We start from the raw sequence: 25,780 nt of genomic DNA, 5'->3' as shown, positions 1-25,780 counted from the left end.
CCCCGTTCCCCTATAACAGGACCCGCCCCATGACCGGCACCTCGAAAGAACACATCATCAAGAGCTACGACGACGAACTCGCCCGCCTCACCGGCGAGATCGTGCGCATGGGCGAACTGGCCGTGACGCAGCTGGAATCGGCCATCGACGTGGTCGAGCGCCGCGACGAGCGCGCCGCCCAGCGCGTGGTCGCCAACGACGACGCCATCGACCAGCTCGAACAGGAAATCAGCCACGACGTGGTGCGCCTGCTGGCGCTGCGCGCGCCGATCGCCGGCGACCTGCGCAACGTGTTCGCCGCGCTGCGCATCGCCGCCGACATCGAGCGCATCGGCGACTACGCCGCCAACGTGGCCAAGCGCTCCATCCCGCTGTCGATGGTGGCGCCGATCGCCCCCACCAACGGCCTGGGCTACCTGGCCGAGCTGGCCGCCGGCGAAGTGCGCGAAGTGCTGGTGGCCTACCGCGACCGCGACGCCGAACGCGCCTACCAGGTGTGGAAGGACGACGCCCTGCTGGACGAGGCCTACACCGGCTACTTCCGCCAGCTGCTCACCTACATGATGGAAGACCCGCGCAACATCACGCCGTGCACGCACCTGCTGTTCATGGCCAAGAACATCGAGCGCATCGGCGACCACGCCACCAATATCGCCGAGAACATCTGGTTCCAGGTGCACGGCGAGCCGCTGACCACGCAGCGGAGCAAGCGCGACTTCACCTCCAGCCCCGAGATCACCAAGCTGGGCGATCGCGAGTAAGGCGGATCGCTTTTTCGTTGCGTAGGTTGGGGTGAGCCACAGGCGAACCCCAACAATGCGATGCACCCGGCCACGTTGGGGTTCGCCTGCGGCTCACCCCAACCTACGCCGGATGACGCCGATCAATGCGCGCCGCCGGTGAGCTTCAGGCCGATGATCCCGACAAAGATCAACGCCACGCACAACAACCGCGCCGGCGTCGCCGGATCGCCGAACAGCACGATGCCGAGGATCACCGCGCCGACCGCGCCGATGCCGGTCCACACCGCGTAGGCCGTACCGATCGGCAAGGTCTTCACCGCCAGCGCGAGCAGGACGATGCTGACAGTCATCGCCGCCAACGTGCCCACGGTGGGCCACGGGCGGGTGAAGCCTTCGGTGTATTTCAGGCCGATTGCCCAGCCGATCTCGAACAGGCCGGCGAGCACAAGATAGATCCAGGGCATGATGGACTCCTTGGGAGCCGATCGACGCATGCCTTGCGCATGCGGACCGCATCCGACGCTGCGGGGCCGTCCCCGCGGGTGAGGATACGAGCGGGGCCGTCCCCGCAAGCCGGCGGAAGGCCGGAGCCCGCGCATTCTACCAAGCCGCGCGCTCCGCCTCCTGACCCGCCATTCAGCTGATGCGCCGCTCCACGTCCTTCAGCTCGCGCCGCACGCGCGCACTGTTGGCGATGCCGTAGATGCCGATCACCATCCAGGCCAGCTGCATCACGAAGGCCGATGCATTGAAGCTGCCGAACAGCAGGGACAGCATCACGCCCAGCGCGCCCAGCACATTCATCAGCTGGTACACCAGCCCGTTGCCGTGCAGCTTGCGCGCCTGCAGCAGCAGGAAGGCCAGCAGCACCAGCACCACGCCGAGATAGCCGGCCCAGTCGTGCCACAGGATATTCATCGTTTCGCACTCCTTTGGCGCAGCGCCTCGAACAGCACGACGCCGGTGGCGACGGAGACGTTGAGGCTTTCCATCGAGCCTGGCATAGGGATGCGCGCCAGGAAGTCGCAGGTCTCGCGCGTGAGGCGGCGCATGCCCTCGCCCTCGCTGCCGAGCACCAGGGCCACCGGGCCCTTCAGGTCGATGTCGTAGATCGAGGTTTCGGTGTCGCCGGCCAGGCCGGTGATCCACACGCCGGCGTCCTTCAGCGTGCGCAGCGCGCGCGCCAGGTTGGTGGCGGCCACCAGCGGCACGCGGTCGGCGCCGCCGGCCGAGGCGCGGCGCACCACCGGCGTGAGGCCGACCGCGCGGTCCTTCGGCACCACCACCGCGGTGACCTTGGCCGCCGCCGCGCTGCGCAGGCAGGCGCCGAGGTTGTGCGGGTCGGTGACGCCGTCCAGCACCAGCACCAGCGCATCCGGCCCGGCCTGCTCCAGCAGCTCGGGCAGGTCGCCCTCGTTCGCCATCGGCGGCGCCTCGTAGCGCGCGACGACGCCCTGGTGGCGCGCCTCGCCCGCCACTTTGTCCAGCTGCTCGCGCGGACGGTGGTGCACCGGAATGCGCAGCGCCTTGGCGCGCTCGGCCAGTTCATGCACGCGCGCATTGCGCTGGCCGTTCTCGACCAGCACTTCGCGCACGCGTTCGGCGTCGTTGCTCAACGCGCCTTCGACCGGGTTGATCCCGACGATCCAACTCTCGCTCATCGCTTGCCTTTAGGTTTCGCGGACGGACGCCCGCTCTTGCGCGGTGCGCCGGCCTTGCTCTTGCCGGCCTTGGCGCCACCCGCGGTTTTCGCCTTGGCGCCGCCCTTGGAGAAACGCGAAGGCGGCGCCGCATCGCGCGCATTATCGCGCGGCGGCGCCGTCTTGCGCTCGCCGCCCGCGGGAGGCTTCGGCAGCTTGGGCAGCGAATAGCGCTCGCCGGCCTGCGCGTAGTCGTAGGCGCGCGCGGCGCGCGGCGGCACGAAGGGCTCACTCTTGCCGACCAGGCGGAAGTCGATCTTGCGGTCCTCCAGGCTGGCGCGCAGCACCTGCACGCGCACGTGGTCGCCCAGGCGGAACTGCGCGCCGCTGCGTTCGCCCTTCAGCAGGTGGCGGATCGGGTCGAAGTGGTAGTAGTCGTTGGACAGCTGGCTGATATGCACCAGGCCGGACACCTTCGACTCCTTCAGCTCCACGAACAGGCCGAACGAGGTGACGCCGGTAACGGTGCCGTCGAACTCGCTGCCCACGTGCTTGGACATCCACGCGCACTTGTAGCGCTCGTCCACGTCGCGCTCGGCTTCCTCGGCGCGGCGCTCGCGCTGCGAGCAATGCAAGGCCATCGCCGCCATCTGCGCGGGGCTGTACACGTAGTCGGCCGGCTTGCCGCCTTCCACCGCATAGCGGATCGCGCGGTGCACCAGCAGGTCCGGATAGCGGCGGATCGGCGAGGTGAAATGCGCGTAGGCCTCCAGCGCCAGGCCGAAATGGCCGCGGTTGTCCGGCTGGTAGGCGGCCAGGCTCTGCGCGCGCAGCAGCACCGACTGCACCAGTTCGCGTTCGGGGCGGTCCTTGACCATGCGCAGCACGTCGGCGAAATCGCCGGGCGTCACTTCGTCCAGCGGCGGCAGGCGCAGCTTGAACTCGCGCAGGAACTGCTGCACGTCCTCGTACTTCTCTTCCGGCGGCTGCTCGTGGGCGCGGAACAGCGCGGGGATTTTCTTCTTCTCCAGGAACATGGCCGCCTGCACGTTGGCGGCGATCATGCATTCCTCGATCAGCTTGTGCGCGTCGTTGCGCTCGGTGGCGCCCATCGCCACCACGTCGCCGGTGTTGTCCAGGCGGAACTTCACCTCCGGCGTCTCGAAGTCGATCGCGCCGCGGCGCTTGCGCTGCGCGGCCAGCAGCTTGTACAGGCCGTGCAGGTTCTCCAGCTGCGGCAGCACGTCGGCCAGCTCGTGGCGCGCGTCCGCATCGTTCAGGCCGATCGCCTGCCACACGCGGTCGTAGGTGCAGCGCGCATGCGAGTACATCACGGCGCTGTAGAACTTCGAGCGGATCACTTCGCCCTCGTCGTCCACCGTCATGTCGCACACCATGCACAGGCGCTCGACCTTCGGGTTGAGCGAGCAGATGCCGTTGGACAGCGTCTCCGGCAGCATCGGCACCACGAAGCCGGGGAAATAGGTGGACGTGCTGCGCTCGTAGGCCTCGCGGTCCAGCGCGCTGCCCACCGGCACGTAATGCGAGACGTCGGCGATCGCCACCACCAGGCGGTAGCCGCCGCCGCGCTTGGGTTCGGCGTAGACGGCGTCGTCGAAGTCGCGCGCGTCGGCGCCGTCGATGGTCACCAGCGGCAGCGAGCGCAGATCCACCCTGCCCTCGCGCTCGGCGGCGGTCACCTGCGGCTCGACCTGGGCGGCCTCGCGCGTCACTTCCGGCGGCCATTCGCGCGGCAGGTCGTAGCTGGCGATCGCCATCTCCACCAGCAGCGAAGGTTCCAGCCGCTCGCCCAGCACGGCCAGGATGTTGCCCATCGGGCCGCGGTGCGGCGTCGGCGGGTCGGTGATTTCCACCACCACGATCTGGCCGTTGCGCGCGCCCTGGTTCTGGCCGGGCTTGATCATGATGTCCTGGTGCACGCGGCGGTCGTCCGGCGCCACCATGGTCACGCCGTTCTCCATCACCACGCGGCCGACCAGCCGCGGCGAGCGGCGCTGCAGCACTTCGACGATGGCGCCCTGCTTGCGGCCGCGCCGGTCCAGGCCGACCACGCTGGCCAGCACGCGGTCGCCGTGCAGCACCTGGCGCATCTGCTGCGGCGACAGATAGAGGTCTTCGGTGCCGTCGTCCGGGCGCAGGAAACCGTAGCCCTCGGCATTGGCCAGCACCTGGCCGGCGATCAGGTCGAGCTTGTTGCTGGGCGCATAGCCGCCGCGGCGGCCGAGCAGCAGCTGGCCGTCGCGCACCATCGCGCCCAGGCGCTTGCGCAGCGCGTGCAGGTCGTATTCGTCGTGCAGCTGCAGTGCTTCGGCGATGCGCGCCTCGCTCAGCAGCTCGCCGCGCTCGGTGAGCAGGGCGAGGATCGCCTCGCGGCTGGGTATCGGGCGCTCGTAGCGCTGGGCCTCGCGCTCGGCGTGCGGGTCGGAAGCGCCGCGCGCTGCGTCGGCGCGCTTGCGCGGCGCGGGCGCCGCCTTGCCGGGCTGCGCCGGGCGGTTGGCGGTCTTCGGTTTGCCGGGGCTAGCCGGCTGGTCCTGTTTTTTTCGGGTCACTTATCAGCCTTGATGAAAGGCGCTGCGTCGGTCCGACGAAGCGCGATGAAGAATCGGTAAAAGAATAGTTGACAACCCACAGCTCCATCCCTAATCTACGCGGCTCACGCAGCTCGCTTAGCGCGGCGCGGGACACCTGCCCAGGTGGCGGAATTGGTAGACGCACTAGTTTCAGGTACTAGCGGGTAAAACCGTGGAGGTTCGAGTCCTCTCCTGGGCACCAACACATCGCATAGCTGCTTGGTTTATTCGGCATCTGGCGTAATTTTGACGGGATGGGCGCCCAACAGGGCGCCCTTTCTGTTTGGGCGTCAGACGCGATTGTAGCCTCAAGCCTTAGGGATCGTCTCCCAATGCGCCCTAGCCCACCGCATCGCATGGGCCTCCGCCTTCTCCCGCGTCCGGTAATAGTGATACGTCTCCGGCTTGTAGATGCTGATGCCTTGTGGGCAGAAGTGCAGCACCCAGCCGTGATCGATGCGCTTGCTGATCTTGAGGAAGGGGACCGTCCGCACAGGGCTGACCAGCCTGCCCGTCCATAGATCGAGCAGCTCGATACCGCAGCTCACGCGGTCCCATTCGATGAGGATGTCGGGCATCCGGGCAGGTTACGCCCGGGATGTCTCACGCCCTTAGATCAATGCCCCGCCTTGATCCCGTTGACCTTCTCGAAGGTCCGCATGCCGCCCAGACCGAGCATGCCCAGCAGCAGCGTCATGAGCGTGCCGAGGTCAAGCTCCGGGAACTTGATGGGATGCCCGAACAGAGCGGCTAGCCAGGTGAACAGCGGCGAGATCAGGAAGGCGAAGGCCAGACCGCAGCCGCAGATCCATCCGATGAAGGGTCTCCACCCCGCGACGAAAAGGCTCTGGCTCGATGCCTCCACCTTGTTGGTGTCGGTCTGCGCCTGCATCTGCGCAAGCTGGAAGGACAGTGCATCCTTCTGAGCCTGGCTCGCATCAGGCCAAATCTTGTCAGCGATCTTGCCGGCGAGGTCAGCGACCTCACCCAATCCGGTCATGCTCATGAGGCTGCCCTCTGTAGATTGTTGGCGATACGGTTAGCCCAGCCCTTGCCGAAGCTAGGCCATGTCGGGAGCTTGGCGAGGAATAGGAGGCGAGCGGCGTTGTACTTAGCCACCAGGGACAGCGCAGGAGCCGCGGCAACGGCCGCCAGGGTCGCAGGCCCGATAACACCATCCGCCGTGACGCCCGCAGCCTGCTGGAGCCACTTGGAGGCCTGCGCGACCCCGCTGTTGTAGGCGCCGTCGAAGACCTGGAAGCCCAGGGGTTCCGGCAGCTGGTCGCCCTTCACCGGATCCCAATACTCGGCCTTGGCGATCGCTCGGGCGACGCTCAGCGGGAGTTCCTTCATGGAGCCGGTGTAGCCGTGGGAGCGAGCCACGCGAGCGGTAACGCCCCACATGGTCTCGCCCCCCGGATCGGCCGGGTTGTTGCTGTAACCGCCCTCGTTCTCCACAAGGGCAGAGAACGCACGGTCGAAGTCAGCCATCGCCGCTGTCCAGCTCGTCCGCGGCTTCGCGCAGGATGTCGGCGATGGCCTTGGGCGTGAGTTCGTCGTCCAGTGCGGTTACCGAACTGCCACTCGGCGGAGGCGGCGGCGGCGGCGGGGTGATGATGATGATCTTCGTCATTTCTTTTCTTCCTTCGGTCGTAATTGAGGCGCCTGCATGTAGATGGCGCTGAGGTAGTCGTTGAGGTCAGAAATGCGCTTGTCCTGCTGGTGGTTGGCCGACTCCATGGCGCCGAACTCGCGTCCTAGCCAAACAGCCCCCACCATCGTGGCTGCAAGCATCGCCACACAGCAGGTCACGGCAATCCAGACAGCGACACCGCCTGCATTGATGTTGACGTTCGCGGTGCCGATGTTCTTGCTATCACCCATGCGGTCTAGAACCCTGTCGATTCGCTTGACCACTTCGTTGAACTTTTCGATGTCCCCCACATCGAGGCTCATAGCTAGCTCCTTACTGGAATGCCCAATTTCCCCGCGATTTCGATGGTCAAGTCACGAAGCCCCCTAAGCTCCTTTTTGACATCATCGAGATCGTCCTTTTTGATGTACTGCTCAGCCACATGGAGACGATAGGCGTCATGGTCTGCGCGCAGATGAGCAATTGACTTAACGGTCCATGCAACGAAACCGATGATGCCGGCACCTGCCACCGAGAGAAGTACGTTGGTGAAGTTGTCGTTCATTGGATCAGTTCCAATTGACGTTGAAAGTCACATTCGTATTCGTCGTGCCATCCGAGACGTTGACCTGCCATGTCCCATGCAGTGGATCGGTATTGATGTTGACGTTGGTCGCGCTAAACGCGTACTGGTTTCCCGTCTGAACGAAGCTGATGTTTGAATCGGGTCCGGACGATGTTCCAGAAATGAGCGTGGCCGTTCCATAGGTGTAGGAGCCGGTCCCGCCCGTTCCGGTGACAGTGACGGTTCCAATGGCGAACGTTCCCTTGGCGGATGCTGCGCCATTGATCGTCGTAGGAGATGCAGAACCTCCCACAGGGACATAGGCCGAATAGACGAGACGATTCGTGCCGCCATCGCCGTAGTAGACCTTGGATATCTGACGATTCGTCCCACTGTCTCCGTAGAAAACCTTGGAGATCGAACGATTCGTTCCGCTATCGCCGTATGTGATGCCAGCCATGCGAATCCCTTAGTACTGGAGATAAAGCTCGCCATCCTGCAACGTGCCAGGCGCGGCATTCGAAAGAGTGACCTTAGATACCTTCCTGCCGCCGCCTATGGTTAGAGCACCCGTCATGGAGATATCGCCAGCCGCGGCAATCGTCATGCGAAGCGTGTTGTTCGTCATGAATGTGAGCGGATGGTTGGTAACAACACGAAGGTTGCCCTCGACATTGGCATTAGCATCAAGCTGTAGCTGAACGCCGCTCGTGTTATTGATGGTGATGGCGTTGTAGGTTCCGCTACCGCCCTGCGATGTCATGCCGCTATTGAGCGTGAAGCTACCTGTGATCGTTCCACCAGAGAGCGGCAAATAGTTCCCTGAAACCCACGATTCCAGGGCAATGTTGCCTACATCAGTGGAGTTGACGGTCATCTTCGGCTTACTGCCGGCAGACCAACCGATATAGATCTTGTCAGTGGTTTGTCCTACGCCTCCGCCTTGCTGGACTGGCGTAAATCCGAGAGTGGTCTGATATAGGCCATTGGCCTGACCAAGCGTCACATACTCATTCGTCAGTGCGGCGTTGGCGCAGTTCGTGAGCTTGTAGCCACCCATAGGGATGTTGGCGCCCGCACCACCCTGACCATCGCGGGTGATGCAATTCGTCAGCCCCGAAGCGATGTCATTGGTATCAGCGTCCATTCGGGTAGCTGAGATGGGGATGCTATTAGTCGCATCCTGCGTCCAGCTGTAGTTGCGCACGAAGACGCCCGAGCCATTGAACGGCATCTTAGTTCTCCTTCGATAGACGGCGAGCTAGCGCATCGCGCTGGGCTTGCGAGGGGATTTTTCCGGCAGACTGCGACGAACCTTCCTGCGTGAGAAGGCGCTGCAAAGCCTGCGCGGCCTGGGGATTGGTTTTCTGGAGTAGATCAAGCTGATCGGCCATGACCTTGGGATCGAGCATGATGTCAGCAGCAGCCTGACCGATACGCTCGGCGCCCTTCTGCCCGATCTTTGCGGCGCCCATGAAGCCACCTAGCGCGCCAACAAGAGGATTCAAAGAGCCAAGGGCGCCTCCGGCAAGCTTGGGAAGCATGCCGGTACCGCCGAAGTCAGATCCGTACAGGGACTTGGTCAGCCAGTTGTTGGCGCCAATATTTGCAACCGTGTCCGAACCAGGGGAACGGACAGAGCTGGAAATCGTGTCACGCTGCAAATCTCTCTGAACGCCTTTTAGAGACGCTTGAGCTTGGGCAGAAAGGGGGTAATCGCCTTCCAGAGCCTGCTTGAGAGGCCCGTTGAAATTGCTAAGAGTTAGCTGCGGCTGCCCAGCAGAATTAAGACCACGAGAATCCAGAACGTCCAGAATCCCGGATGCTGCGCGTGCATCCGTAATCGGCTGAGACATGACACGGTAGTCGGCCAGGTAATTAGAATACCCTGGTGCGACTCGGTCGATAGCCTGCGTAATTTGATCCTTGGCCGGACCATAGGCGATTGCACTCTGAGGCGTGGCATTTCCAAGAGCCTTGGATGCCTCCTGACGCACCGCATCAAGAACATCCGTTCCGATCATACCATTGATATTACGACCGTTCTCGACTTGCGAAATCAGGCTATCGAGGGTGGCCGCGCGCTGCGGATTAACGCCCATAGAGCCATAACGGATAGTCTTTAGCGTATTGAGAACGCTAGTGGGGTCAACCATGTTTCTGTTGATCTCAGAGAAGACATTGGCAAATGCTGCCTGTGCCTTCTTTCCGCTAACCGAGTCACCTAGCTCTTTCAGCGACTCAAGGGCGTCATCCTCTTGAATCTTACCGGACTTAACGGCGCCAATGACTTTCTGCGCATCTTGCAGCGCATTGAAGTCATTGCCTCGATTCATAGGCTTGCTCAAAACATCGTCAAGCACATTTCCGGCGTTTCCCCAGCGAACGATAGGCCTGGAATCCGATAGGTTGGCATCAATCCAGGGGCCGACAGCGGCCTTGCGATCGGCCGCCATCAGATCCATTGCATCCTGAGTTCCAGCCAACGAGCGCAACTGAGCAGTGCGTGCCGCATTATTGGCGTTCGCACGATCCATGAGCGCGATCTTGAAATCGGGGAACTGGTTCGAAAGAGCTTTTTCAGCCATGGCTAGCTGCGGATTGGCCGCCGCCTGGGCAGATGTGGGCACAGATCCGGGAACATATTCCGGAGCCTGCCTAAGTGCATCAATGATGGCCTGCTTATCTCCGCCGACGATCTTTGGAAGCCAGTTCTCCCTAACATAGCCCACAGGATCCATCAAAGGCTTAGCTGCCTGCGCTAGCGTTCCAATAGCGCTTGTGGCTGCGTGTAGAGCGCCGCCCGTAAGTGCACCCAATTCGACCTGATGGAGCTTGTCTGCGCCGAATGATCCGCTCCCATCCGTTACTGGCTGGATTGCACCTAGAGCCGCACCCTGTCCAGCAGCAGACACATAAGGGCGTAGCGCCTGAGGGAGCTTAGGGATGAGGCTGGCCGCATAGTCTCCAGCCTCCGCAAGCTTCTGCCCCGCCCCGCCAGCCATGAGCGGAATCACCTGACCACCGCCAGCGCCCACCACGCTTGCCGCATTCGTGGGCGTCTGAGCCTGATAGGCGTTTTCCCAATTCTGGAGACTGGTGTCGTAGTTGCCCATGGCCTGATTGGCCGCACCAGCGACCGAGGAGCCAGGAGCCACCAGATTCACGCCGCCCGCAACGCCATGGCCCAGAAGCTGGGCTGCACCATGCAGCGGTTTAGCCAGGTTGTGGACCGCTGCGTTGTAGAAGTCCTCGGGCGGCCCGCCAAGGTGATGTTCGGCCACCCACTGGCGTACCTGCTGAATCGCAGCAGGCATGGAAGATCCGGTATTGACCGAAGCCGCGGACGCGACATTACTGGCGCTCGGCGCTACGGGCTGCGTGGGCGTCTGATCGAACTCCGAGAGAAGCCCGCTGCTGGCTGCTGCCGGCGCTGTGGATTGCAATGACGATTGGACATTAGCGAAGGCCGGGGCGCCTTTAGTGGATGCCGGTGTGCTGTCGAATTCGGACAGAAGGCCGCTCGATGGCGCGCCACCTTGGAAGGCCGCACTCACCTTGTTGACATAGGCTTCCGTCTTCGGACCCCAATTCGCACGATCCGTGCCGCCGTGATAAGCACGCACGCCATCCTCTACCCCGAATCGCTGGATGTTCTCGGCGAGAAGCTTGGCCGTGCCAGGAATCGCCTCATTCGGGTCCTTCGGGTTCTTCACGCCAAGCGATGCGGCGGTTGAAGGAAGCATCTGACCCAAGCCAGCCGCGCCAGTCTCCGCATTGACTGCTTGCGGATTGAAACTGCTTTCCGTGCGGATAACGGCCGTCAGCAGCCTGGGGTCAATCCCGTTCTGCTTTGCCGCTGCCTGGATCAGATCGTCGTAGGCCATCAGATGGCCCCCAAGCTTTGGAGAGCCTGAATCTTCTGGCGGAAAGCGTCCTGCTGCTCCTTGGACATGCCGGCCTTGAAAGCAGCCCGCTGCTCCGGTGACATCGCCTGAAAGCGATAGACATTAGGGTCATAGGCGCTATTCCACTTCTGCTCGAAGTTGCCGAGCGTCTGAGGATTGTTGCCGTGCTGGTTGAGCCATTGCGTAGAAGCTTGCGCGCGGCCGAGGTCGGCCATGCGAAGGCCAATCAGGCTAGGCGTCAGGTCATGGATCGCCTCGGGCGACATCTGGCTATTGGTGATCGAGTGCAGCGCCGCATCCAGGGCAGCATCCGAACGCCCACCATTTCGGGTAGCGATCTGCGTGCTGTACTTCTGGATGATGTCGGCGTTGACCTTGTCCGGCGCATTCGGATCAATGCCTGGAATGACCGATGCCATGGACTGCCAGGCGGCCTTACGATCAAATCCCACGCCGGTCTTCGCCTGGTTGGCCGCCTGATCGATCGCCTGGAATGCCTGTATGTCAGCCGGCGCGTTGCGGGCTGCATCAAGCACGCTCTGATGACGCTCGATGAAGCCCTTGGTCAGCGCCTCCGTACCCGCGGGAAGTTGCATGGGAAGGGCGCCACGCTGACCAGCACCCTGACCGCCATAGCCAGGGAATAGCGAACTACCACCATTCGCCCCTTCAGCCTGCTGGCGAACGGTCGTGGTAATGGGATTACCGTTCTGGTCATAGCCGGTCGCCAGCTCGTAGCCTGCCTTGCCCGCAGCTTTCGCGCCTTCGGATGCTGCAATGGCCTCTGTTCCGTGCTGCACCGGGATCTGCATCCACTGACCATCCGGACCGCGGACAGTCTGGAAACCCTCCGGCGTCTGCGGCAGGTTCTCCATGCTCCCGGTCTTGGGGTCGTACATGTAGCCACCGCCGCGAAAGGCAGTCGGAGCCACATAGTTCTGCTTGGCGATCTGGTCTTGAGCGAGTTGGCGGCCAAGCGGCGACGCCGGATCAATGCCGGCCTGCATCAGGCTCTTGGTGAACTCCGTAGGCGACTGCCGCGAGGCCATGGGTCCATAGACCGCATCCTTCATATAGCCCGCAGGGTCGGTGTAGTAGCCCATGGCCGCAACGCCAGGATCGAGTCCGAGCGGGTTCATGGGCGAACGGCCACCAGCCGGGTAAGACTGGCCCTGCGGTGGAGCTGAAGCGGTAGGCGCACCAGATGCGCCCATGCTCGGAAGCGAGCCTTGGACGTTCTGCTGAGGCTGTGGAGAGGCGCCGTAAGTCGACGGCTGGCCCTGACTAGCCTGAGGAGCGCCGCCCATCATGGCCTGCATGCCCTGCCACTGCTCGTTACCGAGCTGCTGCATGTTGCCCAAGGCGCTGTCATAGGCCTTATTCGCCAACAGGGCTTTGGCAATCGGGGCAATCGCCATACTCAGGCCGGCGCGTGGGACGACGGCCATATGGTTCCAGTCCTGCGGGATATCCGAGGACAAGGATTGCTGCTGCAATGCCTGAGCCATGGCAAGGCGGCGCTGCGCCTCTAGGGTGCGCGCTTGATACTGAGGAAGGACAACCGGGCCGGCCATCGTGTCAGCCTCAATAGGTGCTCGGGAGGATGCCGTTGAGATCGGGCGGCATGGCGATCTGGCCGGCGCCCTGATTCCGGTTCATCTGGCCCATAAGGGCCTGCGCAATCGCCATACGCTGCTGCGTGGTCATGGCCGCATTGGGCTGAGACGAAGGCTGTGGCGTCTGGCCGAGTGCACCGGGCTGAGCCTGCTGACCAGGCTGCTGCTGTTGCTGACCCGGCATCATCGGGACGTTATAGGGATTGGTCATATCGATCATCGCAGTGCCCCGTAGTTGACGGCCTTGAATCCGAACGGCGTGTTGACGACCGCCTCGGGCTGTTTCTTCTCGACGTCCTGCGCCATGACGCCCTCACGCTTGGGCGTACCATCACCGTCCCACTTGTATCGGAACGAATACAGCGGATAGGAGCCGAGCTTGTCGCCCGTGGCGCGAATGTCCTTCTTCGCTTCTCGGTCCGAGAAGGCCAGAAGTGCCGCGGCGCCGAGAGACCCAAGGGTCGACATAGTCGCGTTGTTGGACGCGTTCTGAGCGTTGGCGTTGGCGACCTGACCCTGATACTGGTTGTTGATAGCCCCCATGACATTGGTGGGGGCAGCCTCCGCACCACCAGCGCCGGCAGCACTAGGAATCGAGACTTGGCTACCTCCCTGGAGAGCCAAAAGCTCATTCAGCGGCATCTCGCGCAACTGGAATAGCTGCTGCAAGCCCTGCGCATTGGCGCTGTTCTGGAGCTGCGCGCCGCTCAATCCCTGCTGGAACTGCTGGTTCGCGTAGTCGTTGCCACCCGTGACCGCCGAATCGCGGGCCTGCCCGTAGGCGAAATCGCGCTGCCGGGCAAAGTTGTTTTGCGCGTTGTTCCAGGCGTCCGAACCCTGGGTGATGCCCTGGTTGATGAGCTGAGAGTTCAGCTGTTCCTGCTGCTGCTGGTACTGCGGATCCAGCATGGAGGTCTGACGCTGATAGATGGCGTCCTGGGCCTGCTTGCGCATGGCGTCCAGATTGCCCGATCCCACCTGTGACTGAATGCCAGGAAGTCCGCTCGTATTGATCGGACTGGTGAGGTTCGGCGCAAGGTTCTGGAGCATGGCATTGCCCACGCCCTGCTTATTGATCTCACCCTGCGTCTGGTAGTTGTAAAGCGCCTGCTGCTCGGGACTCAGGGTCGTCGTCTGCGTCCACTGAGGATTGTTGTAGGTGCCCGAGTTCTGCCAGGTCACATTGCCCGTGGGGCCGACCTGGTTATAGCGATTCAGTGCGGCGTTGTAGTTCGCCGTCGCAATGTTCGACTGCGTCTGCGCATTCGAAGTTGCGTAGGGATCAGGCGGCGCTACGGTTTTGGTCGATTTTCCCATTCTTCGTCTCCAGCCATCGGCACTCTTTGCGAGTCATGCCGAGGATGAACATGTCCCCGTGAGGTGTTGCGTCCCTCAACCGTCCTTCGATTCGGAACCCGAGCTTCTGATCGAAGCTCAAGGTGTGAAGGTTGGTTGAGTCCACAAAACCCGTTACGCGGCGACAATTCAGCTGGTTGAACGGGAAAGCGAACAGCCCATGCAAAATCTCGGGCTTGGCCCACAACCTACCATGCTCTGCGGCGACATGCATGGAAATATCGCTGCCGGTGTAATGGTTGTAGATCACGCCCGCGATGAGGTTTTCCGAGTCGTCCACGATGCCGATGGCTTGGTAGGTTCCTGCCTCGATCACCATGTCCGGAATGCGCTCCGTCACCCAGGCAGCGACCCTTTCAGGTTCGCCGTAAAGCAGCCTCACAGCACACCGCCTCGCTGGTATCCATAGTCGATTGCCAGCAATGCATCACTGGTCTTGGAAATGGTCTTCATACGCAGCGAAGCGCAATAGCCCACCCCGAAAACCGTCTGCCAATTCAGCTGAATTTGCCCGTCATAGCTCCAAAACGACGTATTCCAGGGCGAAACATTCCAAAAAGAGGCATTTGCCGAGGGAGGCAATGTCAGCGTGGAGGTGGGTTGGCTGTTACGGAAGTCCGTATTCAGGATGACCGACGTACCTACGGAACCCTGCTTCTGAAACACGGGGCGAGCCATGGTGAACTGCTTGTTCTCGCCCGGGGAACCGAAGTAGGAATAGGCCGGCCCGAGATCCGTGATGATGGCCGCGCTATTGTCGACGCTTCCGACATCGCATTTAACGACCTTGCCATTGGTGCCGTAGAACAGCGCATCGCCCATCTGCTCAAAGCAGGCTGCATTCCAGCCATTAAAGACGGTCCAGGCCTGAGTGATCGTGTTCATCACGTACTGGTACTGCGATACGTTTTCGACCATCGGAACATTCACGATGATCTTGTTCCCTACAGGGAAAAGCACGACCTGCCACCCGAAATTGTTCCCGTAGGTCTGCGCATCGGCGTTGATGAGGTTCTCGATCTTGTACGAGATCGCCTTCTGCTCCTGGGAGCGGTCCGTCAGCATGGCGTCGGATAGCGGATAAAGCCCGTCCACCGAAATGATCATCAAATCGGCGCCGATCTTTTGCAGGCAGCGCCGCCCCACCGGACGGCCTACCCGGAAAGTACCCACCAGAGACCATGTGCTCGACTGTGTAGGGTCGAAGCCTTGATAGACGGCCACTTCACCTTCGGAGGACACCAGCGCCAGATAGTCCTGTGGGCCAGCGACGGTATCGACATTCCACGAGGAGGCAGCCACCAAGTAACCGCCAAGGCGGAAGATGCTCGAAAGATCGAAGGCCGATAGCGCACCAGAAATGGCGCCTGCCGCCAGGTACCAGATCTTAAGCGTGTCGCGCTGGATGAAGTACAGCCGACCCTTGAAGACGAAGGGGTAAATGAGAAGGGTGTCCGCAACGCCGGTTAGGGACGCTGCGGACCAAGTGCTGCCGTTGTACACCTGTCCATGGTCATTGCCGTTCACTGCCATCAAGAACTGACCGCCAGCCGTACCGAAGTTGACGTACTGCCAGCGATTCGAGGTATTCCCCGTAACCACCGCAGCGCCTACCGCACCTTGTGACGTGGCGTCATAGATATTCCCCCCACAGGCGGCGAACATCTTTCGCGAGGTGTATCCGTTATAGACCATGACGGTTTCAACCCAACCCGTCATGCCGGTTGCCCAATCCAGTGAGCCGCCGCGGACCTGTAGCCCCGTAGGCGTCGGGAACCAGTTCACCATCAGATAGGCGTCGGTAGGAGGCATCGATGCCAGCGAGTCGCGGGCGTTCAGGCCACCCACCGGGGCCGGAACCGAAACCGTCGACATCACCTGGGCGTGAGCGGGCCTCTTAGGCATGTCACGATCCGAAGCCGGTGTCCGGCACGTTCATGTTGTTCAGCAGGCGAATACCCGTCGACTCTGCATTGATCGGCAGGCTGCGAGCGGTGGCTTGCCGTGCCTTATAGCGATCGACCGAATTACGCCAAGCCTGGTATTCCTCGTCGTAGTCCAGTCCCTTAGCGCGACGGAAACGCCAGATGATTCCGAGAATCATGGTGTCGTCGTCCAAGAGATAGATATCGGTATCGGCCTGGAACGAGGTCTTGAGCGAAAGCGTGATGCCGTCCTGCACCCATGCGTTGCTGTAGTACTCGTAGACGATCTGATTGTTGTCGTAGGGGACAGGATCCACCACGAAACTACCGTCAATGACGCGGAAGCGCCGACGAGGGCCGGTAGGGCTAATGCCCGACTTCAAGACCTGCCATTCCTGGGGATTCAGCGGACCGAGCAACTGCCAGCGGAACGAGCGATCCCACATCGTCTGAGGGATCAGGTGATCCACATCGGGAGGAAAGGGATAGGTATCCTGACCGAACGCAATAGAGGTATTGCTGCTGGTCACTGAGCTGACATTGCTTACCACGACTTGCGTAGGGCTGTTTACTGCGGTGATCTTGGTCGGATAGGGAAAGGCTCCGGCATAGCTTGAGCCGGAATTGCTCACGACCCAACCCACCTGCGGAGCCGTCGTCGGCGTCACATTGAAGTTGATGACGTTGGAGTTCTGAACAAGATTGGCCGAGATCAGTCCCGTGCTCTGGATATTGAACACGTACTCCTTGCGGAGCATCTGCCAACCGGCAATATCGGTGCCTTCCTGGAAGGTCTGCTGACCCTCGCGGTTAGCGAGAGCCAGGAGCTGGATGGCCTGCTGATCGGTATTGCCGATGATCGAATTGGGCGCAGCCAGGCCGAGTTCACTGCATGCCGCGGTGACCAGGGCCAGAAGTGACTTTTTGGCGGGATTGACGGCCCCGCCCGGGGTCTGCGCCATGACCGCCATGGCGCGTTACTTCATCAGCCAGGTAAGGCCATCAGCCGAGGTGCAAACGGCGAAGCCAAGACCATTCGTCGCAATCGTCGCCGAAGCGCCACCATTGATCGTGCCACCAGTCGGCGGATAGATGGCGATGGTATTGGCGCCGCGATTGGCGATGCTGTACTCATCCCACGGGGAGGCGCCGGCCGGCAGGATCAAGCCGGTACCGGAAGCCGCGGTGGTCACAGTCGTATTGGCCGAGCCGATAGCGTAAGCCGTCGCAGCATTCGTTCCCACTGCCGTGACGGCTGGATCCACGTCGCCGATGATGTTGGTTGTCTGGAGAGGGGAAAGCCCACTGCCAGTGAGTCGTTTGCCGATAGCCATAGGTTTCTCCAGGTCAGGCCGCAGCAGCCTTGGGCGGTCGGCCCGGGCCACGCTTTTCGGGATTGGCGTCACCCAGCAACTTGACCTGGTTTTCCAGGGCTTCGAGCCGGGCCTTGAGCTGTTCGTTTTCGGCGATCAGGGCCGATTCCTGCGCATGACCCTTCGAGGCATCGATCCATGCCTGAGCCTTGGTCCGAAGTTCGCGGGCGCCAAGGAAGGTAAGGCCGCTATCCGGCATGGCCGCCAAAGCTTCAACGGTCGGAATGCCCATGGCATTGAGTTCCAGCACTTGCGACTTGCTGAGCGGCGGCCATTCCTTGAGCGGAAGGCCAACGGGGACCTGGGACTGATTGCGCTGGAAGGCATCCCACTGCCGCGGAAAGCGCTCGGGGTCAGTCGGGCCATTACCCGCCTCTTCGCGCGTCAGGAAGGCATGCCGAGCGATCTTCTTGGTTCGGTCACCCGGGAACATCATGGTGATGAACGGACGATCCTCATAGATGGGGCGCCCCTCCTCGCGACTCCTCGCATCCAGATAGAAAGGCTCCATCGAGAACTCGACGTACACAGCCGCGTCACTGCTATGCGTGGCCGTGGCGACAGTCTGTGAACCGTGGAAATCGACCTTGGGTGCATCGAACATGAGTAGGGGTTTCCTTGAGGGAAAGGGGGCGGGGCGGCCGAAACCGCCCCGCGTTCATCAGGTGATAGCGCCCTGCGCGCCGGGATACTGCAAGAACGCCACCGCCCTGCTGGAGGGCAAAATGACGGCCGACGTACCGGAGCCAATCGTTACGGCGCCTGCCGTCGCGAACTGCGCATTCTCCATCTGTTTGCCGGCGACACCCGTAGCGGACACGGTGCCATTGGCCTGCCAGTAGACAGGCGTATTGGCGCTGACGGCACCGGAAATGGCGATGATCGCGTTGCCCTGGACCTGAAACCATCCATATTGCCCCGATACACCGTTGGCAACAGCGACCGCCAAAGCACGGCCGGTATTGGCCGTGCCATCCCATAGCTGAGCCGTGCTGATGACCTGTCCACTAACCAGCGATTGATCGAGCTTCACCACCTGGCCGGCGGAGATGGAAGCACCAAAGGCGGCATAGACGAAAACACCACCACCGAGATTCACGTCATAGCCGCGCAGTTCGCCGTTGTAGACGGACATGCGGCCAGCCGCGCCACCGATGGTGAACGGACCCGGGCCTGCGGTGTCGACGATCGACAGATCCACTTCGCCCAGGATGGTATCGTAGGAAACGAAAGCCATGGCGATCTCTCCTTAGGCCTTGAGGACGCCCTGGAGGCGTCGATTGGAAACAGTCATGTTGCCGGCGAAGCCGATCAGCTTGACCATCGCGTCCTGATTGACGGCGAAACGGTCGTCGCCCAGCGGTGTGAAGAACCGATCCACATGGGGACGGAAGTAGATGTAATCCGTGTTGAGGAAGTACATCGTGTTGGCCGGTGCGCCGCCGCCAAAACCACCGTCCAGCACCACATCAGCGCCCATGTACTTGAGCGAGTCGAAGCCGGCTTCCGCCATTTCCGTGCTCTGGATGCGCTGAATGGCCTGGAGGCTTTCCAGATACAGGCGGAAGTAGTTGTTGTCGGCCGGGATCAGGTCGATCTTGTCCGTGCCACGCACCAGCTGCACGTACAGCTGATTCATGTAGGACTGGATGTTCGCCGCCGTCGCCGGGGCACCGCCATTGGTGGCTGAGGAGAAAGCAATGTTGCGCCAGAAAGCACCGACCGTGGTGGAGGCATCGATACCGCCCACGATACCGCTGCTTGGCGTGCCGGAAACAAGGAGTGCCAGACCGCCGATCTGACGACCACCATCAGCCGAGCCGTCGGAGTAGCAGTCCAGAGCGATGTTGTTGACCAGCGTCTTCTCGCCGTTCTGAATGCGCGATTCCAGCAGGTCGATGATCGCTTCCTCGCCAGAGTTCTGGAGCTGCTCCAGACCCGAGATCGAGATCGCTACCGCTGCCTGCGCATAGTTGTACTCGGCGCCAGTGAACACATCGCTAGGCGAAATGTTCAGGGCTTCATAGCCGGAATAACGCTTGAACGTGCCGTTCTCGGCGTATTCCAGCTCCTGCACGATGGTGCGACCGCCAGAAACGGTCTTGACCTTGCCGCGCTTCTTGAGGCGGTTCAGCAGGGCGTTGTTCTTGGTGACGTTGTCGGCCAGCTTTCCGCTGCGGTTGCGCAGCGTGGTGGTGACGATTTCGGTAAGCGTAGTACTCGGGTTGACGAGTGCCATGGGTGAGTTCCTCGAAACGGGTTATTGGCCCCGAGCCTCGGCAAATTGCGCCTTTAGCTCGTCTCGAAGGCTCAGGTTTGCATCGCCGGTTGCCGTCGACCCAATGGCCGGTGAACCGCGCACACTGCCACCTGCTGCCCTTGCGGCCTTTGCTCGCGCATCGGCCTCGGCCCGTTTCGCCTGCTCTGCGGCTTTCTGCCGCTCTTCGAGCATCGTGGAACGTAGCTCAGCATCCGCCCATACGGCTTGCTGATATGCCTCATCCATCGTGGACGCCATGCCTGACTGAATCAGCATCGCCATCCGGGGGCGGACCCGCTCAAAATGAGGGTGTTCCGCGGAAGAGGCAAAATCCGCTACCTGGCGGTTTGCATCATCCTGCACTTGGTTACTTTGCTGCGCAACCAAATTTTCGCGCCACTGTTTCAGCTCCAGAAGCTGAGATTCCAGGGATTGGACATGAGGATCCGGCGCCTGCTGCGCTCCTTGGTAGGTGGCAAACAGTTCTCGCGGGTCGATGCCGTAGGCATCCATGACACCGCGCATCGCCTGCACCTTCTGATGCGGCTGACCGGAGCGAAGGATATAGGCCGTATTGAGGAGCGACCTCACTGCCTCTTCTGGCTTGGCTCCCTCGGATTGGATAAGCGCCATATAAGGCTGGATCGTCTCGCGCATCGATTTGCCGAATGCGCGCTCGTCATCGAGCTTCGTAAAACCCTTGTGGACTTCCGCCTCACGCTCCGAGACGTACTTGCGGACCTCTGGCGGAAGATTGCCCCATTTGTCCTTCATGTCCTGGCGCCAGGATGCCGGGAAAGGCACCTCCTCGGGCGCCGTTACATCTACCTTGGCGGCGGGATCTTTGGCGACCTTATCGACAACTGGCTTCTGATCCTTCGAAAACCGGCCCTGATCGTCCCGGGCGCGCTCTTTGATCTCGGCGAGCGAGCTGGAAAGCTCCTCGCGTAGCGATTTCGGCTCGTCGGCAGGAGGGGTAGCGTCCTGATGCTCAACCTGCTGCGTATTGAGCTGATCGGTGTCGATATTCATTTGCCAAGCACCTGTTTGGTGGCTGAAATGAGGTCTTTCTTGAGGTCGAAATCGCCCCGAATGGACCTCGGCTTAGAGCTGGTCTCCGCAACGCAGTAGTCGTTGCGCTTGAGGAATTCGTTATGGGCGCGCCGCGAGCCGATGACCGGAAGCTCCCCGGTCCTGGCATCAATGGCGACGGCCTTATAGGGCTGGATGTCCGGCGTAATCATGGGCGCCGTGAAGACGCGCACCATCTGTTCGCCACAGGCGCAAGTCGGCATGTCCATGCAGTCAGCCATGCGGCGGAACACCTCGACCACGGAGCCGCAGGAGGGACAACGGGCGTCATACATGGGCATCAGCCGCCACCATCCTGGCCTTCCTGATAGGCCAACTGCTGCGCTCCGTCATCTGTGCTGGCGGTTACGCGCGCCGATTCGATCTTGCCTTCTTGGTTGATGCGGGCGATGGCTAGATCGTTAGCTAACTTCATCTGCTGCAACTGCATATCCGCATCAATCTTGTACTTCTCCAGGGCAAACGTATCGGCACGTTCGGCCTGCTTGCGCTGAGCCTCAAGCTCGTTCTCCTGCTGAGCCTGAATACCCTGATACTGTTGCTTGGCGGCTTCGGCCTGTGCGTCATAGCGCGCTTTGATTTCGGCGATCTGCTGGTCGGACTGCACCTTGTTCTGAGCGATCTGCTTGTCCGCGTCGATGCGCATTTGCTGAATCTGCTGCTCATGCGCCAACTGAGCGGCCTGCGGATCGGGCTTGGGCTGCGCCATGGCCTGCTTGAGACGATCAAGGGAATCCTGGATCTGCCCTTCCAGCGTGCGCCCTGTCTTGAAAGACCGGACCCCGAACATGACCATGTGAATGGCTAGCTCGGCCAGCTCAGGCGTTTGGGTAGACGCTGTGATGGCCTGTCCCATCAATCCGGTGGCGGCCTGGATGAACTCCATCCGTTTGGCCTTTTCGGCCTCATCGTCGTCACCGATGGTAGAATCGGTCTCGATATCAATCCGGAAGCCTCGGACATTGTTGTCCTTGAGAAGGGCTTCAACCTCTTCCCAGGAAGGTTCCGTCATCAGCTCCAGCATGTCTTGATCGAGCTGCGGCGGCTGGCCTGTCTGTTGGGCCATGGTCTGAGCTTGCGTAGCCTGCTGTGCAAAGGCAGCCTTCTCATCCTGCGTCAGCAGTTGAACGCCAGAAATGCGACGAAGCGTCTCCCAACTAAACTGCTTGGCGATGATGCCGCCCATGCGGACCAGGACATCCCGGCAGAACCGCTGCACCTCGTCCTGCATCTTGCGCAGGCGCATGGAGCCGAACTGGCCCTTGATGTGCTGGGCCTTGGCCGTCTCGTTCGGGTCGCTGACGCCGCGGATGATGTCCGGCATGCCGGAGATTTCGTACAGGTCGTTCTTGACCTGGTCTCGGGCCTTGTAGAGGTTAAGCACCGTCTCGGCGATCTGGTCCATCGGGAACCAATCGACCGCACCTTTAAGGCCGCCCTTCTCCGCGAACATGGCCCAATTCGCCACTGGGAGCATCTGGTTCTCGACACCCTCGGAAAGCAGCCGCGCCAAGCCCTCAGCGCTGGTGTCATAGACGCCGACCGCCTTGATGGCCTTGGTTAGCGAGGCGATGCGCGCCGTGAGGTTGTCCAGCTCAAGCGCTTGGTCCTGGTATTCCGTGTAGTACGGCACCGGGAACAGGGAATCCGTACCCAGCGTGGCAAACAGCGGCTTGGGGCAAGGGAAGAACTCAGGAAGCTCCAGCGGATCGGGGCGGCTATCCAGCACATTCGGGTGGCTCTTAGACACCCAAATGGCTTTGGCGACGCGCTTGTCCCACATCTCATAGATGCAGGCCTTCTTGAGCGCCGTACTCTGCTCTTTGCCTACACCTTCCGGGGTGTAGTCCAGCGGAATCCGACCGCCAACATCCTTCCCGAAGCGCTTGACCAGCTCGCGGCGTGTCAGGAAAACCTTGCGCCAGACGAGATAGACCTCGTCCCAAGTGCGGCAGACGTTGTGGCCGAAGTCCTGCCAATGGACGTAGTCGGTCTTGGCCTCTTCGTCATAGACCTCTTCCTTGATGTCGGCCTCGTCCGCATCGTCGGTCACCTGTACGCCATCGCCACCATTTTCGCGTGCATCGCGGATATGTGGCTCATAGCGCACCCAAACGGTGCCACGTCCTGGCAAGAGGTAATCGAGGACGGCCTGCTCGATCATGCCGTTAAAGTCGGTGCAGCCCATGGCATAGCACAGGGCACGCTCCATGACCTCAGAAGCTACGCGGCCAACAGGATCACTGTCCTTGTACCGGCGCTCCACAATGGGCACGGGCGTCTTGGCATAGCAGGATGGAAGCAAGGTCTGCGTGTTCGACCAGAGGATATTGAACCGGGCTAGATTCTCCTCACGCTCCTTGCGCTCGTCCTTGTAGCGGCGATAGATCTTCTTACCACGGTTGACGAACTTGAGCGCCTGCTGCTCGTAGAGCTGGATTTCGTTTATATATGCTGCGGCACTGCCCGGGCCGTCATCGGCCGGATCCTGGACCGGAGAGACCGCGCCCGCAGCCAGCTCGGCCATTAGTGGCCCTCACCCGGAATGGCGTAGATCGTGGCCGTGCCTGAGGCGCAGATAGCGGCGATGTTGTCGGCCAAGCCCTTGGTGAGGATGACCGTCGCATTCGGCGCAATAGCCATATCCGCAGTCGTGGCGGTCTGTGCGCCAACGCCCAACCGGACAAAGGCAACGGCAGTGCCAGCATTCGTCACCGCGACGTTCTGGAGAGGACCGCCCGCCGTAAACGCCTGGTTGGCGCTGGTCGTCGTGGCTGCAATGGTGACGCCTGCGCCGAAGCAAGGACTGAAAGGCTGGGTGATCATCGCGAAGTTCCGGATGGAAGTCGCTCACGATCATAGAAACTGATTTGACCGAAATCGGCCAAATTCTGGCGCTAAACGTCAAATTCTTCGGTGATTTCCGCCCGATGTATGCTCAGGCCAGAACACTTCGTTGGCCGTCGTCTCATGCAGGAAGCGCGGCTTGCTCTGCGCCTCGGTCTTTTTGATCCACGGCCTGGACATGCAGGCGTAGCGCCATTCGTCGGCCGCATGGTCTTCCATATCCGTATCGATATCCTCGATGCGCAGCCGGTCGTGCTGGAGCAGCGGGATGGTGCGGATCGAATCGTGACAGGTGTTGAAGCAATAGAGCATCGGGATGCCGTCTTCCCCGATAAGGCGGGAGCGCATCTGATCCCATCCGCCCATGGCTCCCACCGTCTTGACGCGCCGGTTGTCAGCCTTGCGAAAGCCGATCTTGTTGCCTGAGCCGCGATAGATGCGCTCGGCAATGCTCGGTCCACCATCCTCGGAGAACGCCGCAGGATCGAGCACGGCGTTCGAAATGGCCGCGTCTTCGCGCTCCAACCTGGCTAGTTCCTTGCCCACCTCTTCCGCAGTCATCTTCAAGCCCACGTTAGGCTCACGGGCAGAATCCTTGGCGCCATACCATTCGCGGTATCGGACCAAGGCGCCACGGGGAATAACGAACCCATCAGGATGGCTGAAGTCATCGCCAGCGATAGCCCACCAACCGAAGCTGAAAGGCTTGGCGCTGCCCCAGTCACCCGATCGAATACGCCCCCAATCGCTGGGTATCTGGAAGGGTCGGATGACATGCTTGGCCGTGTTCCAGCAGTCGAAGAACGCACCGGCCACGATGTTCCAGTCACCCTCAAGCCATGCTTTCTTGAGCGCCTCATTGCCGCCCGTGGCCGCGATGATCCGGCGCTGGTACTCGGGATCGTTCATGACCAGAAGGCGGTTATCCGAGAACCGCGATGGAACGAACATCCGCAGAATGCCGCTATCCGGGTCCACATAGGGCTTCATGGCCGGCCCGATGTCGATATAGCGGCCTTTGACCCAAATGTGTCCTACGCCGCCAGGGTTGCCCGTCAACCGCACCGAGCACGGAACGCCATGGGCGCTACGCAGAGTGGATAGCATCTTAAGCAAGCCAGCAGGCGTCTCGTACTCCGTCACCTCATCGAAGCTGATCCGGGTGTAGGAATGGCCGTGGTAGCGACCATAGTCCTTTTCAGCCTCGATATAGCGCATCTTGACCGAGGCGCCGCTGGGCCAGTACCAGCAGTTCGAGAAAGGATAGTCAGCGCTTGGCTGGCTCTTGTAGACCGCGCCCTCCGCAGGAAACACCTCAGCCGCGCGGGCCTGAAGTTCCTCGATCTCGGGATAGGTCTTGCGGAACATGATGCCGCGGTGGGCTTTGCCATACCGCAGCGCGCCGTCTTCCTGGTAGCCGATCTGGAAGTCAGACTTCCCGCCGCCCCGCTCGCCCCCGTAGAACAGCTCAGGGCACCAATCGGCCTCAAAGGCGGCTAGCTGGTTACCGGCCTGAGGGAACCACACTCACTTCTCACCGCTATGCAGAGCGAGCCACTCCTCGCGAGTGAGCTGCGGACGGATGCCTACCTCGCCCGTGTGGTTCTGCGTCACCTCGCCGGAATGCTCCGTGCGGGCAAGCTTGGGGATGTGGTACTCGGCGGCCTTAAGGATGAGGTCTACAGCCTTCCCGGGATCGGCCTTAACGCCTAGCTTCTCATCACCATTGGCGACCTTATCGAGCCATCCAGCCATCTTCGGAGCGGACATCGTGAGCAGCTCCGCTACGGCTCGGCGGACCTGTTCAGTGGATTTGTTAAGTGATCCCGGTGTGCGCGCCATAGTTAATGGTCAAAAACTAGACAGTTCAGTTATTAAGGCGTTGCGCAAGAATGGCTGAAATGCGCTCTTTAGCGCGCCGATCCCTATGACGCCCAAGATACTGCCGGATGTTCCACTTGATGAGATGAGTCGCCGGCATGGGTATTGCGCAACGCACACCATCGTTGTTTGTCGCCACGTACAACGGCCAGCGTAGGAAGCCCATCCACCTGTTGTTGGGATGAGCATCCACCTCACCGGCGCTCACAATCTTGCGGTCTTTCCCGTCAAGAGAGCGCCACATCACCAATTGGCCGCCATATGCCTGCCTGAAGGAATGGATGAAGCGCCATTCACGCTTTTTCCCATTCACATTCGACCGGATCAGGATATCCATGAGCGCCTCATGC

The 25,780-nt window shown here is 61.3% G+C and carries 31 protein-coding genes and 1 tRNA gene; 2 read left to right on the top strand and 30 right to left on the bottom strand.

Going from position 1 to position 25,780, the window contains the following annotated elements; all coding sequences use genetic code 11:
• The first annotated feature begins 29 nt into the window (after positions 1-29).
• Complete coding sequence (gene phoU, locus ISN75_RS06955) at positions 30-761, top strand: phosphate signaling complex protein PhoU (protein WP_167255869.1); 732 nt, start codon at positions 30-32, stop codon at positions 759-761.
• A gap of 122 nt (positions 762-883) precedes the next feature.
• Here the strand turns inward: phoU and sugE are convergent, their stop codons facing one another.
• The 4 genes from sugE to rnr form a co-directional block, all read right to left on the bottom strand.
• Positions 884-1,207 carry a quaternary ammonium compound efflux SMR transporter SugE gene (sugE, locus tag ISN75_RS06950; RefSeq protein WP_167255871.1) on the bottom strand — a complete coding sequence of 108 codons (324 nt, stop codon included), beginning with the start codon at positions 1,205-1,207 and terminating at the stop codon, positions 884-886.
• Positions 1,208-1,379: 172 nt separating this feature from the next.
• Positions 1,380-1,661 (bottom strand): CBU_0592 family membrane protein, encoded by a 282-nt coding sequence (locus tag ISN75_RS06945; RefSeq protein WP_167255873.1) that lies wholly within the window; start codon positions 1,659-1,661, stop codon positions 1,380-1,382.
• Positions 1,658-2,404: a 23S rRNA (guanosine(2251)-2'-O)-methyltransferase RlmB gene (gene rlmB / locus ISN75_RS06940; protein WP_168648540.1), complete on the bottom strand. Its 747-nt coding sequence runs from the start codon at positions 2,402-2,404 to the stop codon at positions 1,658-1,660. The genes ISN75_RS06945 and rlmB overlap by 4 nt, the downstream gene beginning before the upstream one ends.
• On the bottom strand, positions 2,401-4,953 hold the full coding sequence (gene rnr / locus ISN75_RS06935; RefSeq protein ID WP_343819821.1) for a ribonuclease R: 2,553 nt from the start codon (positions 4,951-4,953) through the stop codon (positions 2,401-2,403). Before rnr ends, rlmB begins: the two co-directional genes overlap by 4 nt.
• Positions 4,954-5,091: 138 nt before the next feature.
• On the opposite strand from rnr, the gene ISN75_RS06930 reads away from it, so the two are divergent.
• A tRNA-Leu gene (locus tag ISN75_RS06930) sits at positions 5,092-5,176 on the top strand.
• Between the two features lie 106 nt (positions 5,177-5,282).
• Here ISN75_RS06930 and ISN75_RS06925 read toward each other — a convergent pair.
• From ISN75_RS06925 to ISN75_RS06800, 26 genes are all read right to left on the bottom strand, one after another.
• Positions 5,283-5,552: a hypothetical protein gene (locus tag ISN75_RS06925; protein WP_343819820.1), complete on the bottom strand. Its 270-nt coding sequence runs from the start codon at positions 5,550-5,552 to the stop codon at positions 5,283-5,285.
• Positions 5,553-5,590: 38 nt separating this feature from the next.
• A complete protein-coding gene (locus tag ISN75_RS06920) occupies positions 5,591-5,980 on the bottom strand; it encodes a 3TM-type holin (RefSeq protein ID WP_343819819.1) in 390 nt (129 codons plus the stop codon).
• Positions 5,977-6,465: a glycoside hydrolase family 108 protein gene (locus ISN75_RS06915; protein WP_343819818.1), complete on the bottom strand. Its 489-nt coding sequence runs from the start codon at positions 6,463-6,465 to the stop codon at positions 5,977-5,979. The genes ISN75_RS06920 and ISN75_RS06915 overlap by 4 nt, the downstream gene beginning before the upstream one ends.
• Positions 6,458-6,607, bottom strand: a complete 150-nt coding sequence (locus ISN75_RS06910) for a hypothetical protein (RefSeq protein WP_343819817.1) — start codon at positions 6,605-6,607, stop codon at positions 6,458-6,460. The genes ISN75_RS06915 and ISN75_RS06910 overlap by 8 nt, the downstream gene beginning before the upstream one ends.
• A complete protein-coding gene (locus ISN75_RS06905; RefSeq protein ID WP_343819815.1) occupies positions 6,604-6,930 on the bottom strand; it encodes a hypothetical protein in 327 nt (108 codons plus the stop codon). Before ISN75_RS06905 ends, ISN75_RS06910 begins: the two co-directional genes overlap by 4 nt.
• Positions 6,931-6,932: 2 nt before the next feature.
• Positions 6,933-7,172 carry a hypothetical protein gene (locus ISN75_RS06900; RefSeq protein WP_343819813.1) on the bottom strand — a complete coding sequence of 80 codons (240 nt, stop codon included), beginning with the start codon at positions 7,170-7,172 and terminating at the stop codon, positions 6,933-6,935.
• A gap of 4 nt (positions 7,173-7,176) precedes the next feature.
• The gene (locus tag ISN75_RS06895) at positions 7,177-7,632 is read right to left on the bottom strand and encodes a hypothetical protein (protein WP_343819812.1); all 456 of its coding nucleotides are present in this window, start codon (positions 7,630-7,632) and stop codon (positions 7,177-7,179) included.
• Between the two features lie 9 nt (positions 7,633-7,641).
• Complete coding sequence (locus ISN75_RS06890) at positions 7,642-8,406, bottom strand: hypothetical protein (protein WP_343819811.1); 765 nt, start codon at positions 8,404-8,406, stop codon at positions 7,642-7,644.
• A 1-nt stretch (position 8,407) separates the two neighbouring features.
• Positions 8,408-11,059, bottom strand: coding sequence for a lytic transglycosylase domain-containing protein (locus tag ISN75_RS06885; RefSeq protein WP_343819809.1), 2,652 nt, complete (start codon positions 11,057-11,059; stop codon positions 8,408-8,410).
• Positions 11,059-12,654, bottom strand: a complete 1,596-nt coding sequence (locus ISN75_RS06880; RefSeq protein ID WP_343819807.1) for a hypothetical protein — start codon at positions 12,652-12,654, stop codon at positions 11,059-11,061. The genes ISN75_RS06885 and ISN75_RS06880 overlap by 1 nt, the downstream gene beginning before the upstream one ends.
• A 10-nt stretch (positions 12,655-12,664) precedes the next feature.
• Positions 12,665-12,916 carry a hypothetical protein gene (locus tag ISN75_RS06875; RefSeq protein WP_343819806.1) on the bottom strand — a complete coding sequence of 84 codons (252 nt, stop codon included), beginning with the start codon at positions 12,914-12,916 and terminating at the stop codon, positions 12,665-12,667.
• The gene (locus ISN75_RS06870; protein ID WP_343819804.1) at positions 12,913-14,013 is read right to left on the bottom strand and encodes a tail fiber domain-containing protein; all 1,101 of its coding nucleotides are present in this window, start codon (positions 14,011-14,013) and stop codon (positions 12,913-12,915) included. Before ISN75_RS06870 ends, ISN75_RS06875 begins: the two co-directional genes overlap by 4 nt.
• A complete protein-coding gene (locus tag ISN75_RS06865; protein WP_343819802.1) occupies positions 13,979-14,434 on the bottom strand; it encodes a GNAT family protein in 456 nt (151 codons plus the stop codon). The genes ISN75_RS06870 and ISN75_RS06865 overlap by 35 nt, the downstream gene beginning before the upstream one ends.
• Entirely contained in the window at positions 14,431-15,957 is a 1,527-nt protein-coding gene (locus ISN75_RS06860) for a hypothetical protein (RefSeq protein ID WP_343819800.1), read from the bottom strand. The genes ISN75_RS06865 and ISN75_RS06860 overlap by 4 nt, the downstream gene beginning before the upstream one ends.
• Position 15,958: 1 nt before the next feature.
• Positions 15,959-16,948: a hypothetical protein gene (locus ISN75_RS06855; RefSeq protein ID WP_343819798.1), complete on the bottom strand. Its 990-nt coding sequence runs from the start codon at positions 16,946-16,948 to the stop codon at positions 15,959-15,961.
• A 6-nt stretch (positions 16,949-16,954) separates the two neighbouring features.
• Positions 16,955-17,311, bottom strand: a complete 357-nt coding sequence (locus ISN75_RS06850; protein ID WP_343819797.1) for a hypothetical protein — start codon at positions 17,309-17,311, stop codon at positions 16,955-16,957.
• A gap of 13 nt (positions 17,312-17,324) precedes the next feature.
• Positions 17,325-17,954, bottom strand: a complete 630-nt coding sequence (locus tag ISN75_RS06845; RefSeq protein ID WP_343819796.1) for a hypothetical protein — start codon at positions 17,952-17,954, stop codon at positions 17,325-17,327.
• Between the two features lie 57 nt (positions 17,955-18,011).
• Complete coding sequence (locus ISN75_RS06840) at positions 18,012-18,587, bottom strand: hypothetical protein (RefSeq protein WP_343819794.1); 576 nt, start codon at positions 18,585-18,587, stop codon at positions 18,012-18,014.
• A 12-nt stretch (positions 18,588-18,599) separates the two neighbouring features.
• Positions 18,600-19,589, bottom strand: a complete 990-nt coding sequence (locus ISN75_RS06835) for a phage major capsid protein (protein WP_343819792.1) — start codon at positions 19,587-19,589, stop codon at positions 18,600-18,602.
• 21 nt (positions 19,590-19,610) lie between these two features.
• The gene (locus ISN75_RS06830; protein ID WP_343819790.1) at positions 19,611-20,642 is read right to left on the bottom strand and encodes a hypothetical protein; all 1,032 of its coding nucleotides are present in this window, start codon (positions 20,640-20,642) and stop codon (positions 19,611-19,613) included.
• A complete protein-coding gene (locus ISN75_RS06825) occupies positions 20,639-20,983 on the bottom strand; it encodes a zinc ribbon domain-containing protein (protein ID WP_343819788.1) in 345 nt (114 codons plus the stop codon). The genes ISN75_RS06830 and ISN75_RS06825 overlap by 4 nt, the downstream gene beginning before the upstream one ends.
• On the bottom strand, positions 20,983-23,229 hold the full coding sequence (locus tag ISN75_RS06820; protein WP_343819786.1) for a hypothetical protein: 2,247 nt from the start codon (positions 23,227-23,229) through the stop codon (positions 20,983-20,985). The genes ISN75_RS06825 and ISN75_RS06820 overlap by 1 nt, the downstream gene beginning before the upstream one ends.
• Positions 23,229-23,528: a hypothetical protein gene (locus ISN75_RS06815; RefSeq protein ID WP_343819784.1), complete on the bottom strand. Its 300-nt coding sequence runs from the start codon at positions 23,526-23,528 to the stop codon at positions 23,229-23,231. Before ISN75_RS06815 ends, ISN75_RS06820 begins: the two co-directional genes overlap by 1 nt.
• A 78-nt stretch (positions 23,529-23,606) precedes the next feature.
• Positions 23,607-25,076, bottom strand: a complete 1,470-nt coding sequence (locus tag ISN75_RS06810) for a hypothetical protein (protein ID WP_343819782.1) — start codon at positions 25,074-25,076, stop codon at positions 23,607-23,609.
• A complete protein-coding gene (locus tag ISN75_RS06805; protein WP_343819781.1) occupies positions 25,077-25,319 on the bottom strand; it encodes a hypothetical protein in 243 nt (80 codons plus the stop codon).
• A gap of 97 nt (positions 25,320-25,416) precedes the next feature.
• Positions 25,417-25,767 (bottom strand): hypothetical protein, encoded by a 351-nt coding sequence (locus ISN75_RS06800; protein ID WP_343819780.1) that lies wholly within the window; start codon positions 25,765-25,767, stop codon positions 25,417-25,419.
• Positions 25,768-25,780: the final 13 nt, after the last annotated feature.

The organism is Dyella marensis, from assembly GCF_049532885.1.
GTDB lineage: Bacteria > Pseudomonadota > Gammaproteobacteria > Xanthomonadales > Rhodanobacteraceae > Dyella_D > Dyella_D marensis.
Note: the sequence above shows the minus strand (reverse complement) of the source record. Positions and strands in the feature narration are given on the sequence as shown.

What these genes read in the sequence shown, in the direction of transcription:
- phoU (WP_167255869.1), top strand. Translation starts at nt 30, where the DNA reads ATGACCGGCACCTCGAAAGAACACATCATCAAGAGCTACGACGACGAA.
- sugE (WP_167255871.1), bottom strand. Translation starts at nt 1,207, where the DNA reads ATGCCCTGGATCTATCTTGTGCTCGCCGGCCTGTTCGAGATCGGCTGG.
- ISN75_RS06945 (WP_167255873.1), bottom strand. Translation starts at nt 1,661, where the DNA reads ATGAATATCCTGTGGCACGACTGGGCCGGCTATCTCGGCGTGGTGCTG.
- rlmB (WP_168648540.1), bottom strand. Translation starts at nt 2,404, where the DNA reads ATGAGCGAGAGTTGGATCGTCGGGATCAACCCGGTCGAAGGCGCGTTG.
- ISN75_RS06925 (WP_343819820.1), bottom strand. Translation starts at nt 5,552, where the DNA reads ATGCCCGACATCCTCATCGAATGGGACCGCGTGAGCTGCGGTATCGAG.
- ISN75_RS06920 (WP_343819819.1), bottom strand. Translation starts at nt 5,980, where the DNA reads ATGAGCATGACCGGATTGGGTGAGGTCGCTGACCTCGCCGGCAAGATC.
- ISN75_RS06915 (WP_343819818.1), bottom strand. Translation starts at nt 6,465, where the DNA reads ATGGCTGACTTCGACCGTGCGTTCTCTGCCCTTGTGGAGAACGAGGGC.
- ISN75_RS06910 (WP_343819817.1), bottom strand. Translation starts at nt 6,607, where the DNA reads ATGACGAAGATCATCATCATCACCCCGCCGCCGCCGCCGCCTCCGCCG.
- ISN75_RS06905 (WP_343819815.1), bottom strand. Translation starts at nt 6,930, where the DNA reads ATGAGCCTCGATGTGGGGGACATCGAAAAGTTCAACGAAGTGGTCAAG.
- ISN75_RS06900 (WP_343819813.1), bottom strand. Translation starts at nt 7,172, where the DNA reads ATGAACGACAACTTCACCAACGTACTTCTCTCGGTGGCAGGTGCCGGC.
- ISN75_RS06895 (WP_343819812.1), bottom strand. Translation starts at nt 7,632, where the DNA reads ATGGCTGGCATCACATACGGCGATAGCGGAACGAATCGTTCGATCTCC.
- ISN75_RS06890 (WP_343819811.1), bottom strand. Translation starts at nt 8,406, where the DNA reads ATGCCGTTCAATGGCTCGGGCGTCTTCGTGCGCAACTACAGCTGGACG.
- ISN75_RS06885 (WP_343819809.1), bottom strand. Translation starts at nt 11,059, where the DNA reads ATGGCCTACGACGATCTGATCCAGGCAGCGGCAAAGCAGAACGGGATT.
- ISN75_RS06880 (WP_343819807.1), bottom strand. Translation starts at nt 12,654, where the DNA reads ATGGCCGGCCCGGTTGTCCTTCCTCAGTATCAAGCGCGCACCCTAGAG.
- ISN75_RS06875 (WP_343819806.1), bottom strand. Translation starts at nt 12,916, where the DNA reads ATGATCGATATGACCAATCCCTATAACGTCCCGATGATGCCGGGTCAG.
- ISN75_RS06870 (WP_343819804.1), bottom strand. Translation starts at nt 14,013, where the DNA reads ATGGGAAAATCGACCAAAACCGTAGCGCCGCCTGATCCCTACGCAACT.
- ISN75_RS06860 (WP_343819800.1), bottom strand. Translation starts at nt 15,957, where the DNA reads ATGCCTAAGAGGCCCGCTCACGCCCAGGTGATGTCGACGGTTTCGGTT.
- ISN75_RS06855 (WP_343819798.1), bottom strand. Translation starts at nt 16,948, where the DNA reads ATGGCGGTCATGGCGCAGACCCCGGGCGGGGCCGTCAATCCCGCCAAA.
- ISN75_RS06850 (WP_343819797.1), bottom strand. Translation starts at nt 17,311, where the DNA reads ATGGCTATCGGCAAACGACTCACTGGCAGTGGGCTTTCCCCTCTCCAG.
- ISN75_RS06845 (WP_343819796.1), bottom strand. Translation starts at nt 17,954, where the DNA reads ATGTTCGATGCACCCAAGGTCGATTTCCACGGTTCACAGACTGTCGCC.
- ISN75_RS06840 (WP_343819794.1), bottom strand. Translation starts at nt 18,587, where the DNA reads ATGGCTTTCGTTTCCTACGATACCATCCTGGGCGAAGTGGATCTGTCG.
- ISN75_RS06835 (WP_343819792.1), bottom strand. Translation starts at nt 19,589, where the DNA reads ATGGCACTCGTCAACCCGAGTACTACGCTTACCGAAATCGTCACCACC.
- ISN75_RS06830 (WP_343819790.1), bottom strand. Translation starts at nt 20,642, where the DNA reads ATGAATATCGACACCGATCAGCTCAATACGCAGCAGGTTGAGCATCAG.
- ISN75_RS06825 (WP_343819788.1), bottom strand. Translation starts at nt 20,983, where the DNA reads ATGCCCATGTATGACGCCCGTTGTCCCTCCTGCGGCTCCGTGGTCGAG.
- ISN75_RS06820 (WP_343819786.1), bottom strand. Translation starts at nt 23,229, where the DNA reads ATGGCCGAGCTGGCTGCGGGCGCGGTCTCTCCGGTCCAGGATCCGGCC.
- ISN75_RS06815 (WP_343819784.1), bottom strand. Translation starts at nt 23,528, where the DNA reads ATGATCACCCAGCCTTTCAGTCCTTGCTTCGGCGCAGGCGTCACCATT.
- ISN75_RS06805 (WP_343819781.1), bottom strand. Translation starts at nt 25,319, where the DNA reads ATGTCCGCTCCGAAGATGGCTGGATGGCTCGATAAGGTCGCCAATGGT.
- ISN75_RS06800 (WP_343819780.1), bottom strand. Translation starts at nt 25,767, where the DNA reads ATGGATATCCTGATCCGGTCGAATGTGAATGGGAAAAAGCGTGAATGG.